The sequence below is a fragment of the Flavobacterium sp. genome (assembly GCF_040402955.1).
In the GTDB taxonomy this organism is placed as follows: domain Bacteria; phylum Bacteroidota; class Bacteroidia; order Flavobacteriales; family Flavobacteriaceae; genus Flavobacterium.
In genome coordinates this window covers 252,575-269,963 of the sequence record NZ_JBBALQ010000001.1, presented here as the reverse complement: position 1 = coordinate 269,963, position 17,389 = coordinate 252,575, and the positions used below count along the sequence as shown (strand labels likewise).

The 17,389-nt window shown below is 31.3% G+C and carries 14 protein-coding genes; all 14 read right to left on the bottom strand.

The window, feature by feature from the left end; translation table 11 throughout:
* Nucleotides 1-133 precede the first annotated feature (133 nt).
* The gene (locus ABWP78_RS01175; protein ID WP_353168090.1) at nt 134-412 is read right to left on the bottom strand and encodes a CAMCR motif-containing small membrane protein; all 279 of its coding nucleotides are present in this window, start codon (nt 410-412) and stop codon (nt 134-136) included.
* Nucleotides 402-983 carry a DUF420 domain-containing protein gene (locus tag ABWP78_RS01170; RefSeq protein WP_353168088.1) on the bottom strand — a complete coding sequence of 194 codons (582 nt, stop codon included), beginning with the start codon at nt 981-983 and terminating at the stop codon, nt 402-404. The genes ABWP78_RS01175 and ABWP78_RS01170 overlap by 11 nt, the downstream gene beginning before the upstream one ends.
* Nucleotides 984-1,038: 55 nt before the next feature.
* Nucleotides 1,039-1,665 carry an SCO family protein gene (locus ABWP78_RS01165; protein ID WP_353168085.1) on the bottom strand — a complete coding sequence of 209 codons (627 nt, stop codon included), beginning with the start codon at nt 1,663-1,665 and terminating at the stop codon, nt 1,039-1,041.
* A gap of 33 nt (nt 1,666-1,698) precedes the next feature.
* Nucleotides 1,699-2,391: a hypothetical protein gene (locus ABWP78_RS01160; protein ID WP_353168083.1), complete on the bottom strand. Its 693-nt coding sequence runs from the start codon at nt 2,389-2,391 to the stop codon at nt 1,699-1,701.
* An 86-nt stretch (nt 2,392-2,477) separates the two neighbouring features.
* Entirely contained in the window at nt 2,478-2,828 is a 351-nt protein-coding gene (locus ABWP78_RS01155; protein ID WP_353168080.1) for a cytochrome C oxidase subunit IV family protein, read from the bottom strand.
* 21 nt (nt 2,829-2,849) lie between these two features.
* Nucleotides 2,850-3,836: a cytochrome c oxidase subunit 3 gene (locus ABWP78_RS01150; protein WP_353168078.1), complete on the bottom strand. Its 987-nt coding sequence runs from the start codon at nt 3,834-3,836 to the stop codon at nt 2,850-2,852.
* Nucleotides 3,837-3,880: 44 nt separating this feature from the next.
* Entirely contained in the window at nt 3,881-4,465 is a 585-nt protein-coding gene (locus tag ABWP78_RS01145; protein WP_353168076.1) for a cytochrome c oxidase subunit 3, read from the bottom strand.
* A 64-nt stretch (nt 4,466-4,529) separates the two neighbouring features.
* Nucleotides 4,530-5,423 (bottom strand): heme o synthase, encoded by an 894-nt coding sequence (gene cyoE / locus ABWP78_RS01140; RefSeq protein ID WP_353168073.1) that lies wholly within the window; start codon nt 5,421-5,423, stop codon nt 4,530-4,532.
* Nucleotides 5,424-5,567: 144 nt separating this feature from the next.
* Nucleotides 5,568-5,960, bottom strand: a complete 393-nt coding sequence (locus ABWP78_RS01135) for a VanZ family protein (protein WP_353168072.1) — start codon at nt 5,958-5,960, stop codon at nt 5,568-5,570.
* Nucleotides 5,929-6,309, bottom strand: coding sequence for a glycine cleavage system protein GcvH (gene gcvH, locus ABWP78_RS01130; RefSeq protein ID WP_353168070.1), 381 nt, complete (start codon nt 6,307-6,309; stop codon nt 5,929-5,931). Before gcvH ends, ABWP78_RS01135 begins: the two co-directional genes overlap by 32 nt.
* A 156-nt stretch (nt 6,310-6,465) precedes the next feature.
* Nucleotides 6,466-13,608 (bottom strand): T9SS outer membrane translocon Sov/SprA, encoded by a 7,143-nt coding sequence (gene sov, locus ABWP78_RS01125; protein ID WP_353168106.1) that lies wholly within the window; start codon nt 13,606-13,608, stop codon nt 6,466-6,468.
* 52 nt (nt 13,609-13,660) lie between these two features.
* On the bottom strand, nt 13,661-14,242 hold the full coding sequence (gene ruvA, locus ABWP78_RS01120; protein ID WP_353168068.1) for a Holliday junction branch migration protein RuvA: 582 nt from the start codon (nt 14,240-14,242) through the stop codon (nt 13,661-13,663).
* 56 nt (nt 14,243-14,298) lie between these two features.
* Nucleotides 14,299-16,599 (bottom strand): NADP-dependent malic enzyme, encoded by a 2,301-nt coding sequence (locus tag ABWP78_RS01115; RefSeq protein WP_353168065.1) that lies wholly within the window; start codon nt 16,597-16,599, stop codon nt 14,299-14,301.
* A gap of 324 nt (nt 16,600-16,923) precedes the next feature.
* A complete protein-coding gene (locus ABWP78_RS01110) occupies nt 16,924-17,376 on the bottom strand; it encodes a hypothetical protein (protein WP_353168063.1) in 453 nt (150 codons plus the stop codon).
* Between the last annotated feature and the right edge of the window lie 13 nt (nt 17,377-17,389).

The following is a 17,389-nucleotide window of genomic DNA, read 5'->3' as shown; positions in this document are numbered from 1 at the left end:
TTTATTTAGAAATTAATTAACCATAAATTTGCTTTTTAACACAGTTCATGCTGAAAGCATCTTTTTTTGTTAAATGAAAAACGTTGCGTGAGACCCTTTCAGGGAGATAAGTTTGTGTTTGTTTTTTGAAAGATTATTGAACTACTTCTTTTTTCTTTTGTTTTAATCGCCATACTGCGTAAAAAACACCCGCTACTAATATATAGGGTATTGCCATTAAATATACAATTCCGTCATTTACACCTTCGGCAACAGATTTGTTTGCTTCGTTTTGTAAAGAAGCTCTACACATGGCGCATTGTGCGTTTCCTTCAAGAAAAAACAAACAAGTAAAAAGTAAAAAACAAACATTAGTTAATACATACTTTTGACTTTTGACTCTTGACTTTTGACTATTTCCGTTACTTAACATAATAAGGCGAAATCATTACATAAACCACTACACCTGTAATGGCTACATATAACCAAATAGGGAAAGTAATTCTCGCTAATTTTTTATGCTTATCAAATCGATATGCTAAAGCTCTTACATAAGTAATTAATACTAATGGAATAATAATTACCGAAAGCGAAATATGAGTAATAAGAATAAACAAATAATTAATTCTTTCAAAACCAATAGCTACTCTTTCTGATTCTTCTAAGATAGAATTATGGTTTGTATCACCAAACACAGCAGAAATAGAAGTCATATGGTACGCCACATACATTAACAAAAATGCCAAAGAACAAGCAATAGCTGTTTTCATTAAATATTCATGTAGTTTTCTTTTACCATTTTTAATTGCTAAAACTGCAGCAACTAATAGAACTGCGGTAATTCCGTTAATAGTTGCATAAATAGGCGGTAGGAAATTTAAAGGTTCCACATCGTAACCTAATTTTCTTAAATTCACACCAAATAAAGCAGCTACAGCAATTGGAATTATAATAGATACTGCTGTTATTAGTTTGTTGTATTTTGTTTCGATGTTGTTTTCCATTTTATAATTTGTTTTTATTAAACACAGATTGAAGAAATTATATTAATTTTTATAATCACTCTTTTAATAATAATTTGATATCTTCTTTAATGGCATCAATTCCTGATTGTTCAAGGCCATCGTAATACATAATTGGGTTACCAAATTTATCTTTTCGACATCTGATATTTCCTTCTTTATCAATTAGAGCAAAAAGTCCTGAATGTTCGAAACCACCTTGTACTTTATCATTTTTACCAGCAAAGATGTTAAACCCTTTATTTGCAATACTCATAATATACTCATAATCACCCGTTAAAAAATGCCAATTCGAATGTTTTACACCTAATGATTTAGCGTGCTCTTTTAAGGCGGCTACTGTATCATTTTCAGGATCTATAGTGATTGAAGCGATTCCAAAATTTAAGTCGCCATAAAAACTTTCTTGCAATTGTAACATGTTTTGGTTCATTTTCGGGCAAATTGTTGGACAAGATGAAAAGAAAAATTCAACCACATATACTTTGCCTAAATACGTTTTATCTGATATTTTCTTACCGCTTTGGTCTGTAAGTTCAAAAGAAGGGACTTTAGCTAATTTTTCTAAGCCACTATCTTTAAATCTTACCCTTAATTCATTTACTGTCCAAATTCCAAACAATAAAATAATAAATGATATTCCTATATAAGAGTTTTTTTTCATAAATTTAATTTGTTACTCTTGACAAAAAGCTGTTTACTTTTTTATTACTTCTTGTTCAATTTTATCTCTAAAATCATCTTTACGTTTGTTCTTTTTAAGTGCCAAACGGTACTCGCGAAGTAATATTTTAACATCATCAGACATTTCGTTGTGTAATTCTGCAGCAGAAATAGTATTATAACATTCTCTATATTCTACTTTACCTTTAATTTTTTGACCTTTTCTTCCTCTTAAACTTTTTTCTTTGTCAATAATGTAAACAAAAGAAGTACCTGTGAAAGTATCTAATTCATTTTTAAAATTAAACGTATTATAATAAGTTTGAATAGCTTCTGGTTTTCCGAAAAGAAAATGCCAGTTTTTTAGATCATTAGAAAGTCTTCTAAATTCTAGCATTATGGCTTTAATTTTATTTTGATTTCCATCTGGTAAAATCATCACCATTTGAAAATCTTTAAAACCTTCATATTTGTTATAAATTTTTTGATTTAAGTTAAACAGATTGGCTTTTACTTCATCAATATTACTTCCAGGAAACCCTAAAACAGTAATATTTTTATCTAAAACCACTTTCTCCCCATTTAAAGAAACAAATTGGTTTGGGAGATCCGGATGATTTTTTGAAATTACCGGAAGAAATAAGGAATTATGTGAGGCTGTTGCGAAAAACATATACGCCACTATGGGCAATATGAAGAGTACGGTTAATACGATATATTTTTTCACTTTAGTAAAGTTAACTATTGAAATACAAAGATAAAAAAAATCCCGTTCCAATATGAATTGGAACGGGATTATTATAATTTATTTTATTAAAAAATCCATTTGTAATGAGAATTTTTAAATACTTCAAATATATAATCTGCTTCAATTAAAATAATGAAACATAAATATAAAATCAGAAATACCAGTGGTGCTACAACAGACCATCGCAAGCTTTTCTTTTCGCCTTCTAAGTGCATAAACGCCCACATAATATAGTATGCTTTTACGATTGTTAAAATAATAAACAACCAGTTTAGTAAACTCATACTTAAGAAAGTTCCTAAAAATAAAGCCTCTGGTTTTGTAATACCAAAATAAACTTCTACTGTTGTGATGATAGATAAGATTCCGAAAACGGTCCAGATTCTTTTCATATTAGATTCGTGTGCGTGTGCCATAATATTTATTTTTACTAAAAATTAAACTAAATAGAAGAATGTAAATACAAACACCCATACTAAATCGACAAAGTGCCAATATAAACCAACTTTCTCAACCATCTCATAACTTTTTCTTCTTTCATAGGTTCCTAATAATACATTAAAGAAAACTAAGATATTTAACATTACGCCAGAAAATACATGGAAACCGTGAAAACCCGTAATGAAAAAGAAGAAATTTGCAAATAATTTATGACCGTATTCGTTTCTAATTAAACTAGCCCCTTCAACTACTAAAATCGCATCTTTCAATCTAGTTTCTGATTCCGTACGAGAAAGCACTGTTTTTTCTTTTTTCTTTGTGATAAATTCGGTTCTAACCAAAATTTCAGGATGTGATTTAAATCCAGCCATTACTTCAGTAACAGAATAATTAGGTAAGGCATGGTCTTCTTCCATAAACCAAACCCCTTTTTCTCTTGTTAATTGCTCTCTTTCTTCCGATAAATTAGCTGCAAATTCTTCTAATTTTACTCTCTTGAATCCTGTTTTTTCAGATTTATCTACTTTCACAAATTGTAAAATAGAACCTCCGGCAGTTTCTACAGCACCATACTCACCTTTAATGAAATTTTTCCATTCCCAAGCTTGAGAACCTAAGAACATAAAACCACCAATTACTGTTAGCAACATATAAACAGCCACTTTTGTTTTTTGTAATTTGTGGCCTGCATCAACAGCGATTACCATCGTTACTGATGAAAAGATAAGGATAAACGTCATCAATGCAACATAATACATAGGTGCGTTTACACCGTGTAAGAATGGAAAGTGCGTAAATACCTCATCGGCAATTGGCCAAGTTTCGATAAATTTAAATCTAGAAAATCCGTAAGCAGCGATAAAACCCGAAAAGGTTAAAGCATCTGATACGATGAAAAACCACATCATCATTTTACCGTAAGTGACTCCCATTGGTCCAGGACCTCCGTCTAAAGCGTGTTCATTATTAACCGTAGCGCTCATATAATAATTATTGTTAAAAAGTTTTCAAATTTATTGATTTTTTTCTATTTGAAAAAATAGAAAAATAAAAACAAGTAAACCCAAATAAAATCCATAAAGTGCCAATAGATGCCACTTAGCTCAATACCAAGGTATTGCGAGGAATTGTATTTTTGTTTATAATGATTATAAATTACATAAATTAATGAAATCATACCTCCAAATAAGTGTGCCACGTGAACAAACACAAAAGCATACAAAAAAGAGACTGTAACTTTACTTGAAGAACCAAAAGGAACAAGTCCTTGATTAAACAAAATATCAAATCCTTTAAATTGAAGAAATGTAAATGATATTCCTAGTACTAAAGTAAGTAATAAATATACTTTTGTTAAAGAATGATTGTTTGATATAATAGCTCTTTTAGCCAAATAAAACGTAATGCTGCTTAATAGTAATATTATAGTACTATACGTAAATGTAACCGGAATTACTAATTCTTTTAGCCAATCTGGACGTTGTTTACTTACTACAAAAGCACTAGTTAATCCTGCAAAAATCATTATTATGCTTATCATTGCAAAATACAACAGCATTTTATATGTTTTTGCCTTTTTATCGTAAGCTTCTTGTTCTGAACTACTTTTCATTTTTATTTGTTTAAACACATTTTTAATATAGAAATTTTGTGTTCTTTATTGTTTATTTCTTGAATTATACAAATTTATCAATTACATAAATAATTTGCAACAAAGTTATGTAAGTTACGCTAACTAACATTAATTTTTTTGCAGTTTTTGCTTCTCTATTTTTAAATAATTGTAAGGCATAAAATAGCATCCAACAACCAAGTAAAAAAACCACAACTGCCGCGATTACAGACAATTGCAATTGACCTGTGAAACCGAATACTGGTAAAATGGATGCAATTAGTAACCAACAGGTATATAAAATAATTTGAATTACTGTTTTAGTATCGCGTTTTCCTGTAGGTAACATAAAAAATCCTGCTTTTTCGTAGTCTTCAAATAAGAACCAGCCAATTGCCCAAAAGTGTGGAAATTGCCAAAAAAACTGAATTATAAATAAAGTTCCTGCTTCAATTCCGAAATTTCCTGTAGCGGCCACCCAGCCTAACATAAAAGGAATGGCACCTGGAAAAGCTCCTACAAAGACAGATAGTGGGGTTAATGTTTTTAATGGCGTGTACAAACTTACGTACATAAATATAGAAATCGCTCCAAACATAGCCGTTTTTGGATTGATAATATACAATACTACTAAACCAATAAACGTTAAAACAAATCCTAAAATTAAGGCACTATTCACAGAAATTCGTCCAGATGGTAAGGGACGATTTTTGGTTCTGTCCATTTTTGCATCTAAATCTTTTTCAATGACTTGATTAAAAATATTTGAGGCGCCAACCATACAATATCCACCAATTGCTAACAATAATAAAGTAACTACACTAAAAGGATGTTTGTCTGAAAAACCCAACAAATAACCAACAATAGAAGAAAATACCACACTTATAGCTAAGCCAGCTTTAGTAATTTCCTTAAAATCTAAAAAAATTGATTTTAGCGTGATGGTAGTTGTTTTCAAAAGTGAATTTTTATTCGAATGCAAAGATAGTAAGAAGATTTTGGTTTTCGCAATACTTAAAGGGCAAATTCAAAATATAAAATCTAATTAAAAATAACTTTAAATATTCTTTATAAAAATATAGATTAAACAAAAACATCTAAGCTAATGTGAGATGTTTTTGTTTTGTGTTTTATGGTAATATTTTACTAAAATAAAGCCAGTTATTGCGCCTAAAGTATTTGCTACAATATCATACCAATCGAAAGCCCTATTTTTTGTGTAGTTTTTTTGTAAGAATTCAATACTAATTCCTAGCAAAAGTGCTATGAAAAGCACAATTAAAAAATATCGCAATGAAATATTTTTAAAACTCATAATCCATAAGAAAACAAATACAAAATAAAATATAAAATGTATAATTTTGTCTAGGTTTTCAATAGGTATTGAAGGCAAACTTGGTACATCATTTAAACACAAATAAAAAATTAAAAGTGTCCAGAAAATGGCGGTTATTTTAAAAAAATTATGCCCCAATAAGTGCCGAGTACTCTTCACTAGATAGTAATTGTGCCACTTCAGAAGCGTCAGAAATTTTCACTTTTACCATCCATCCTGCTCCATAGGAATCAGAATTTACAGCTTCTGGATTACTTTCTAAATTGTCATTAAACTCAATAATTTCTCCACTTAATGGTAAAAATAAATCTGAAACCGTTTTAACTGCTTCTACAGTTCCAAAAACCTCATCTTTAGCTAATGATTGGTCTAATGTTTCAACTTCAACGTAAACAATATCTCCTAATTCTTTTTGAGCAAAATCAGTAATTCCTACAGTTGCTACATCGCCATCAATTGAAACCCATTCGTGGTCTTTTGTGTACTTTAAATTCGCTGGTATATTCATTTTATAATTGTGTTTTTATATTTGACAAATGTAAATTATATTCTTTAAAGTCGCAAGTCATAAAGTCATAATGTCGAAAAGTCGAAAGTCGAAAGTCGTAAAGTGATTGACATCATGACTTTATGACTTTCGACTTTTCGACTTTATGACTAATAATTAGTTTCCGAAATTATATCGTAAGGTAAATCCAGAACGAATATTTGTAAGAGGAAATGCTGTAGAAATAACCGCTTTAGAAAACTGATGATCGTAAAAGAAAATAGCTGTAAAATTCTTGCTAAAAGAATAATCTGCCGTTAATTTAAATGACCAAATATTCTGTCCGCCTCCTAATTGATTGTTGTTATAATCTAAATACCTAACGATAGTCATATTTTTACGTAATGTAAAATCGGCTTTAAGATTAATATCGCTTTTAATCATTCCTTGGGCGTTGTCTGCTAATTTTGAGTTAATTTGAACCCCCTTAATTCTGTATCCTAAACGAACCGTATAATCATTTCCTTGTACTTCCGTTAATAAGTTGTTATCGAAACTCATGTTTAAACTTCTGTCTTTTTTAACTTCGGCCATTACATTAAACGAATTTTTCAACTCAAAACTCACGTTAATTAACGGATTAAATTGCTCTGTTAAATTAACATTAGAAGTGATTATCTCTGGAAACAAATTACCTTTTGTGTCAATAGGACTAGGATTTAAATTACTTCTGTATGCGTTTACACTATAACTTGAACGATACCCATGTTGTATTGAGAACTTTTTAAAATTATCTTTAAACCAAGCCATCTTCATAAATCCTGTATATTTTAATGTCCAGTTTGGTAACGGAAAATTAGAAAATAAACCCGTTTGAACCTTAGCGGTTTGTACACCTGTATAAGCAGATAAAAAAGCCGGCACTAAAACACGTTGGCTATTTTTACCAAATTTGGTAGGAAAACCATCTAATTCTCTTGGGAAGTTTGCTGTTCCATAATAATCTTCCGCTAAACGAATTGCAATTGCGTATCTATTTTTTCGGAATCTATCGAAAATTTCAGATTCATTTTCATCACTGGCGTTGAAAGCGGTTTTAATCATTACAGTAGAAATACTAAAATTTCCGGTACTAAAAGGCGCTCTTGATTGGTAGTTTCCGCCAACAGCATCATATTGTTCCGAATAATTTTCAGTGATATTTCTTTCCGCATTTATATCGATTCCTAAGTCGGGTATCAATTCTAATCTAGCAGTATAATCTAATTTTTTAGATTTAATTTGAGTAAAACTCTGATTAAATTCAGGATAATTAGTTAGGTAGCCCATTTTTGCTGCTTCATATCGTATGTCTGATTGATCTCCAAAAATGAAACCTAAAGATGGTTTTGAACTTCCGAAAAAACCTAAACCTGGCAAATAACCTGGCAATAAAGTTCCGCCAGATTCTGAATAATTTACTTGAATGTTTTTAACAGAAGTTAGTAATCCAATTCCAAATTTAGCAAATGCATTTCTTTCTTCCGTTTGTGGTTGATTTGGTGCTGTATTGGTAACTTTTTCACCTGGTTTTGGCGGCGCTTTTTTAGTGTTTGCAGGTTGTTTTTTCTGTTTTTTTGCTGTTAAACCGATGTACTTGTAAAACATATTCATATCTAATCCGGCATTTATTTTATGCGAATTAGCATTCTGAATGGTGTTTCCTAATTGATAGATTGTTCCGTCTAACGCTTGAAAAGTTGAAAACGCATCTGAAGATCGTTGCCAACTGTAATCTCCAGTATACACATAAGAAGTTTTAACAAAACTTAAAACTGGAATTTTATTTATTGGTAAATCGTAATTAGCTGTTATTTGTTGGTTGTGTGTGTTTGCTGTACCAAAATTCCAGTAATCATTCCAAATATCTAAATCGTTAATTGGATTATTTTGTGTATCAAAATAATTACGTACGATATTATTATTCGCAGCTGTATAATTTAATTTTAAAGATTTTGTGATTGGAAAATTTACGCCATACTGATAATTGAAAAAATAATTTCTTCTATATAACGGATCCAAACCAATACCTTGAACATCAATTAATCTGAATTGTTGACGATTAAATTGTCTGGTAATATTTGAATTAAACGTAACATTACTTGGTAAAAAGTTAAAATTAAAATCGCTAATTGCTTTGTAATATCCGCTTTTCTTGAAAAATTTATTCTTCTTAAAAGGTTCTATAGATTTCGTTTTAAATGAATACGCGTAATCTAAAGAAGTTTTTTGTTGTTGATCTACCAAATTTTCTACTTGATAATCGTGATGTAACATTTCGTTGAATGAATAAGAGAGCGTAACGTTTTCTACATCATAAAAATATTGTTTTTGTTTGTCGCCTCTATCTTTTTTTACACCGATAAAGTTAACACTAGTTCGCTTAGTATAATCAATAGCACGATTTTGAATTTCTTCTTTTTTATTCTGATTTGCTTCCGCGGCTATTACTTCTTTTAATTCTAAATCTTGAAATAAAGGATCGTATTTTGGTGTGATTAATTGTTCGCCCACGGCATAATTAAATGGTAAATTTAATTTCCATTTTTTAGGTAAAATTTGACCCACATTAAAATTTGATACGATATCGTATTGTTTAACATCTTCTCTACTTCTTTCGTTTGGCCCTTGTTCTAATGCTCCAAAACCAATGGTGCTAATTCTCCCCGTTGCAGAAAAAGTGGCGAAATCGGCTAAATTGGTATCTAAATTAGCTACTGCAGCATAACCGCCTTTGTTGTCAATATCAGACATACGCAATTCGTTGAACCAAACTTCTCCTCTTAAAGGTCCTGTAGATGAAGGGTTTGGATTTTTCACCCCAATCATTAAGGTTCTTACTTGCCCGAAATTAGGATTTCCTTTAATACCAATATTTAATCTGCTTTTTGATGAACCCAAAGCACTTTCATTTAAAAATGCAATTCCGTTAGCATCTGGAACAATTGAACCATCACCAGCAATATTTAGACTTTTAATTTTAGATAATAAGGCCAAAGGCAATTCAATTTCATTATCTGCTAACCAAATATCTTCTGCTGTTCTGGCGCTTAAAGAACTTACTTTTAAAGGCATTTCAATTTGATAAAAGTTATCTGTAAAATCATTTCCTAAACGAATGAATGCTACCAATTCATCATCTTTTAAATCTGTACCACTTCCTAAATCTGATTTGAAAGGCTCCGCGTGTAAAAACATACGTAGCTTTTTGTACTGACGCATGTCAACATCTACATTTTTAAAAACGGCTCTTGAATCATTTTCTTCTAATCCTCCTAAACCTACATTTGCAGGATCTTTTTTGTACACTCTTAAAGATAAAGATTGTTCATTTTGATTGATAACCGTATTATTATTAAAGAATTGTTCTCTATCTACTCCTGGAGGAGCCACATATGGAATAGGGCTTCTGTTTGCATTTTCTTGTATATTTATAGCTACTACATCAAAACCAGTGTCATCATTAGTTACATCAGCATCTAAGGCATCTAGTGTATACACGTATCGTCTCCATTCGCCTCGAACTAAATCTAACGATCCCAAACGAAGTGTTACTTCATCATTAAATCCAGATAAAAACATTCTCATGAAACGAATGGTTCTAAAATCAGTAATTGGCCCTTCAACATTTGCAGCAGTAGCTTCTAAAATAGGAATTTTATATTGCACCCACCTTACTGGAATGGCATTTCCGTTTGGTACAGAACCAGTTGTAGTTAATACATCAGCCACATAATTTTGTCCAACAACTGGATTTGGAGAAATTGGAATATTAAATTTATAATACGCATTTATCGTATTCATAGTGTTGTCTCTATTCAAATCTTCTACATCAGGAATCGTTGAATTTCCTCTGTTAGTATCCGTTACTGTAGTGGGAGAATTCCCTTCAAATCCGTTATAATTTTTATAGCGATCTAAAATAGTACCCGTTGTATTTAAGTAATATTGATAATTATCTGCAGAAGCGTCAGAAAAAGCCGCAAAAGCTGGATGTTTAATTTTTTCTTCAACGTCATTTAAACCATTTAAACCTACATCCTGAACCCCTCTATTGGCTTCATTGGTATCAAAAGCATAAATTAATGATTGAGAAGCGGGTACTTTACCCCAGTTCGTTGAATAAGTAGGCTGAGCACCTCCATTTTCTGGCAAACCATTTTCGTATAATTTTCTTCCGTCTTTTAATATATCTTCACTAATTTCTCCTAAATTCAAGGTTAATGTTCCGGTATTTGAAGGATTTGTAACGTCTGTTGTGGTTCCGAAATATGGATCCATCATCCAAAACTGCACATATTCTACATTAGATTGTTCAAAATTTGTAGTATTAATGGCACGCATAATTCCACCCCAATTATTTGGAGCATCAATAGCAGGAAATTGGTTATTTGATGCAGCAATTGGATTATAATTGTATGGTCCTCGTTCTCTTGGATAATACGTTAAATCTAAAGTGTTAATTACATTGGTTTGTCCTTGAGGAATATCCGTATTAGGAAATAATTCCTGACTAAAAATACGTCTTGTTTTATTGCTAGAAATATCGTTATCAGTAATTCCTGCTGGCTTGTTTACATAAAAAATTGGATCAATATTATACCAGGAAAGTTTAGCTCTTTTATATCCATAAACTCGATCATCTTCATTTAATTCACCTCCAAAACCTATTGGCGTACTCGCTAACGACCAGGCCAAAGGCGATTTCAAATCGATATTAGATTGCGTGCCTTCGAAATCATCAATATACGAAGTTGGTTCGCCATTAAAATCTGCAGCTTTTGGAGCATTTGGAAACAAATAAGCAAATTCTCCTCTGAAAGACAAATTAGAAGGCGCTTCTGTTTCAATGTTTGGTAGTTTATTTACTAACCTTGTTAAAAAAGGCACTTCAGTTGAAAAATTAGTATTTAAACCAACAATGGTATTGTTAACAGATTCTTGATTGTAATCGGCTTTTTGCGTAAAAGGTCTTTCTGTCATTTTCAAGAAAGTCGCACCTAATAAAAACTTCTCATTAAATTTATGCTCTACATTTAAACCATAAAATCGTTTGGTTTGTTGTCCGAATACCGAATTGTTTTCTAATGACACATTTATGGGTGTATTAGACGCCATTAATGACGGATCTAAAATTTGTACCCTACCAGCCTGATAATTAACGGTATAATCTACCCCTTCTACTAAAACTCTACCACCTGCAGTAACCACAACGCTTCCTTGCGGCACATTAAACGCGTTTAAAGAAATACCATCGCCCGCGGAAGATTTAAAACTTCCTTTTAATTTGAATTTGTTTTTTGAACTCTCTTGTAAAGCAGCGGCTTGTGTAGATTTATATAAAGTTCTGAAAACGTATTTTGCTTGGTTTGAATTGTATGACAATGGCGTGTCGTAATCTTCCGTTAAGGTAGTAACATCTAATTTATTAAATAAGTGTTTACCAAAAGGTTCTACTGTAGAGAATATAATTCTTCCGTATTGAGAATCTACAGTAATTCCTGGATAAAAATCAAAAAAACCATCTCCGTTTGGCTGCGGGTCATTCGTGAAGTTTAATTTATCTAAATTGAATACTTTCAATAAAGGTGTGTTGGCAACATTTGAAGGCAATGCATCAATACCAGCTTGTGTAATGTAATTTAAAGGCGAAGGATCTTGGTATAAAATATTGAATTTAAAATCTTGTTGTTGCAATTGATTTCCACCTGGAATTTGATAGATGTTTTTCATCATTAAATCCCAACTTGGTTCACTTACGTTGATTAAACTTCCTTTTAACATTTTTAAAAGTAAAGCTTGCGTGCTTGGTACTCCTGCAGGATCAACTGTTGTAGATTCTAAACCGTCATTAGCAAATTCTCCTACTTGATACACTTCTCCACCAATTGTGTATTGATACGCTACCGCTAAAACCTCATCATTTTGCAATTTCTGATTTAAGGAAATGTATCCTAGTTGTGGATGAAACGTATATTCAGTAGTGGCTAATTTTCTGGCGTTTTCTAATTTCGAATAATCAATTCCTTCCGAAAAGGTACTTGTAGAATTTGACACTAAATTGAAGCCTGAAGATGCCGTTGCGATTTCTCGTATGGCTGGTGTTAAAAAACTACCTGCTTGTCCAATAGTACCAGGATTGAACTTGTTATTTTTATTATCTGTTGGCGAATCAGCTGCTACATTAAAAAAAGTTGGGTTTAAAGCTAAATCTAGACCCACAACTTCATTATCTGGAATAGTAGTTAATTTTGATTCTCCTAAATCTTGTAAAGCCAATACATTTCTAAGATTATTGTCTGTATTAGTAACTCTATTTTGTTTGTTGGTAATCCAAACTTCAATTCTGGTAATTTTTGCACGAGAATCAATTACTGGATAATTTCTTAGGGCATTATCATAATTATTTCTGAAATATTGTGATAAGAAATAATGTTTATCCGAATCATAATCTAAAGCAAAAAAGTCAAACTCTTGAATGGTTCCACCACCTTGAGTGGTTATGGATTTTGATTGCGATTTTTGTTCCGAGAAAACCCCTGTAAAAGTTGTTTTTCCAAATTGAAATTGCGCTTTTACTCCAAATAAACTTTGTGCCCCACGGATTAAAGAATTTGAAATTGGAAAACTTACATTTCCTACTTCAATTTTCTGTAAAATATCATCTTCAGTTGGAGCGTAATCTAATTTTATTAAATTTTGAAAAGCAAACGTAGATTGGGTATCATAATTAATGTTAACATTCAATCTTGTCCCTACTTTTCCTTGTAAACCCATTGAAATTCGTTGATTAAAATCGAATGCTGTAGTTTTTCTATTTCTTGGAGAAAAAGAAGGATTGTCTTGTTTAGTAAATCGGATACCTAAATCGACTTCAACAGAACCACTGGGTTTAACATCAATCGTATTACCTCCAAAAATGGCTTCAAAAAATTTATTATTTACATAAAATCGTGGTAATAAGTTTTTTCTTGCTTCTTCAGAACCTGCTCTTTTTCCATCAACTGCATTTTGTTTGTCTTGGAAATACTTTCTCATGGTTTCTTTTAAAACCAATTTTTCGTATTCTTCTGGAGTTAAAATTAATGGATAATTAATAGAAAAACCATCTACCGAAGCCGTGTAAATATATTTATTGGAAACGGGATCATACGTATAGCCATCAATAATACTTTTAGGATTTGGCAAAGAAAATTGTCCCAAACTATAGCCAGTTTTTACTGAATCTTGTGCTTTAACTGGTGTTGTTTGCGCATAATTATACACGCTTAAAAACATCATAAAAATTACAATGCTTGTTCTTGAAACTATATTTTTAAGTAATTTTTTCAAATTATAATACTTTTAATGCTTGTTTTATTAATTCTTCTACAGTGGCTACTGGCGAATTAACAATAATTTTTTCTACTACTTTTTCGGCGTTTTTTCTAATATATCCTAAAACTTCCAAAGCAGATAACGCTTCTTCTTTGTTTGTATTGTATGAACTTCCAGAAATTTCTTCAATTGCATATATTTTTAATACTTTGTCTTTAATATCTAAAATAACGCGTTGTGCCGTTTTTAAACCAATTCCCTTGATAGATTGCACTGTGCCAACATCATTTGCTGCAATAGCTTGAATGATTTGTTCTGGATTTAATGACGAAAGCATGGTTCTTGCCGTACTAGCACCAATTCCTGAAACAGAAATTAATAGTTTAAATAATTCTCGTTCTTTTTTGTCTGCGAAGCCAAATAGTGAATGTGAATCTTCTTTTACTTGTAAATAGGTGAATAATTTCACATTTTCGGAATCCGGAATTTGAGAATAGGTATGCAATGAAATATGAATTTCATACCCCACACCATGGCATTCTATAACCACTTCTGTTGGTGTTTTTTCTACTAGTTTTCCTTGAATATGTGCTATCATAATTTTATTTTTTTTATAACCATATAAGTAATATAAGGTAATATAAGTGTTCTTTTTTACTTTTTACTTTTTACTTTCAACTTATTCTTCAACTTTTCTTGCGCATCAACAACAGCAACCGCTGCCATATTAACCATTTCTTCTACACTGGCACCTAATTGAAAAATATGTACCGGTTTTTCTAATCCCATCATAATTGGACCAATAGAAACTACTTTATCTAATTCTTTTAGCATTTTGTAGGTAATATTTGCAGCATCTAGATTTGGAAAAATCAGCGTATTTACTTTTTTATTGGCCAATTTAGAAAACGGAAATTTACTTTTTAACATATCCGCATTTAATGCAAAATCGGTTTGAATTTCACCATCTACTATTAAATCAGGATAATTTTCGTGCAAAATTTTAACTGCTTGTCTTACTTTAATTGCGCTTTCATGAGAAGAAGAGCCAAAATTAGAAAACGAAATCATAGCAATAACTGGTTCAATACCAAACAATCGTACTGTTTTAGCCGTCATTAAAGCAATTTTTGCTAATTCTTCAGCAGATGGATTTGGATTAATTGCGGTATCCGATAAAAATAATGGACCACGTTTGGTGTTCATGATATTTGTTGTAGCAATTCTAGACACACCTTGTTGTTTGTCAATTAATTCCATCACGGGTTTTACCACATTTGGATAACTTCGCGAATATCCCGTAACCATGCAATCTGCATCACCGGCATTTACCATCATTGAAGCAAAGTAATTGCGTTCACGCATCCATTTTTGCGCATCTAGTAAAGATGTTCCTCTACGTTGTCTGGTTTTCCAAAAATATTGTGCGTATTTTTCTCTAGTTTTATTTTCGTCTTTAGATTTTGGATCGATGATTTTCAAATCCGCATCAAATCCAATTTCTTCTTTTAATTCTTGAATAATTTCTACGTTTCCTAATAAAATTGGAATTCCAATTCCTTCTTCATGAACAATTTGTGCCGCTTTTAAAACATCTAACTGATCGGCTTCAGCGAAAACTATTGTTTTTGGATCGGTTTTAGCTCTGTTTGTAAGTAATTTTACAATTTTGTTATCATTACCTAAGCGTTCTTCTAAATCGCTTGCGTATTTTTCCCAATCTGTAATTTCTATATCCGCTACACCACTTTCCATTGCTGCTTTTGCTACTGCGGGAGAAATGGTTGAAATCAATCTCGGATCAAAAGGCTTTGGAATAATATAATCTTTTCCAAAAACCAACTTCTTTTCGCCGTATGCAATATTCACTTGTTCTGGAACAGGTGATTTCGCTAATTCTGCCAAAGCTCTTACGGCAGCCATTTTCATAGCTTCATTAATTTTTCTGGCTCTAACATCTAAAGCGCCTCTAAAAATATAAGGAAATCCTAATACATTATTTACTTGGTTTGGATAATCAGAACGACCTGTAGCCATAATAATATCTTCACGAGTATTTATTGCAACGTTATAATCAATTTCAGGAACTGGATTGGCCATAGCAAACACAATTGGATTGGCTGCCATTGTCAATAACATGTCTGGTTTTAATATATTTCCTACAGATAATCCTAAAAACATATCGGCACCTTTTATTATTTCCGATAAAGAAGCCGGATCACATGATTTTGCGTAACGCATTTGTAATTCGGAAACATCATCTCTGCAAGTGGTTAATAACCCATTTACATCGAACATGTAAAGATTCTCAGGTTTTACGCCTAATAATACGTATAAATTAGCGCATGCCAAAGCAGCTGAACCCGCACCAGAAACTACGACTTTTATTTTAGAAATGTCTTTTTCTGCAATTTCTAACGCGTTTAAAAGTGCGGCTGACGAAATTATTGCCGTACCATGTTGGTCGTCATGCATTACGGGAATGTTTAATTCCTCCACCAATCTTCGTTCTATTTCAAACGATTCTGGTGCTTTTATATCTTCTAAATTAATGCCACCAAAAGTAGGGGCAATTGCTTTTACAGTTTCTACAAATTTATCAATATCAGTAGCATCTACTTCAATATCAAAAACATCTATGTCAGAAAATATTTTAAATAGTAAGGCCTTGCCTTCCATTACTGGTTTAGAAGCTTCCGGACCTATATCGCCTAAACCTAAAACAGCCGTTCCATTGGTGATAACGGCTACTAAATTTCCTTTAGCCGTATATTTGTAAACGTTATTTACATCTTTTGCGATTTCCAAACACGGCTCTGCCACTCCTGGAGAATAAGCCAAAGACAAATCACGTTGTGTAGCATATTTTTTTGTGGGTACTACCTGGATTTTTCCTGGTGTTGGTTTGGCGTGGTATAGTAAAGCTTCTCTTCTTTTATTATTATCTGTAGACATATATAATCATTAGCATCAACTCACAAAGATAAAATAAGCAATGAAATAACAATAACGATTGACTAAAAACTTATAGTTTCTTTGTTTATTTATTAAAAGAGCTAAAAAAAGCTGCACAAAATTGTACTGCTCTTAAAATAAAACTAAAAAAGTTCCCGTTGGTTTAGGTTTTTTATTCTGCCTAAATGTTTGTAGGCTTTTTCGGTAGCGAAGATTTTCAATTCACACCTACTATAATAATAACCAAATAAAAAAACTACAAATTTTTGTCATTGTAGTTTATGTTTCTCTTTTCACTTTGTGGGCAGGGATTGCAAATCCGAGCTATCGGGTTTTATAACCCTTGTATATTAAATTCTTATCATTATTTGGAATATCTAATAATTGATAAATATATATAGTGTCATTACTTTTTATTATTTCAATTGGAGTATATATTCCTTTTTTATTTATGTATGTCAAGTTTACTTCTCTTAAATTATTATCAAAATAATCTGTGACTATTAATACTTTCTCTCCAAACTCTGTAAAATCTATAGAATGAATAATCAATTTATACTTTTCAATGTCATTACTATATATCTCATTATTATATGTATATTTTTCTTTACTAAAATTTGAATTTCTTTCTTTATAAAAATTATTGTTAGGATCAGATAATAAATACTGCAAATGAAAATCTTGATCTTCATTTGTTGGATTTAAATACCAATAAAAAAATATTCCAATTAATAAACAAGGTATAATTAATATATATTTTAAATATGTTTTTCTCATAATGATTAAAATA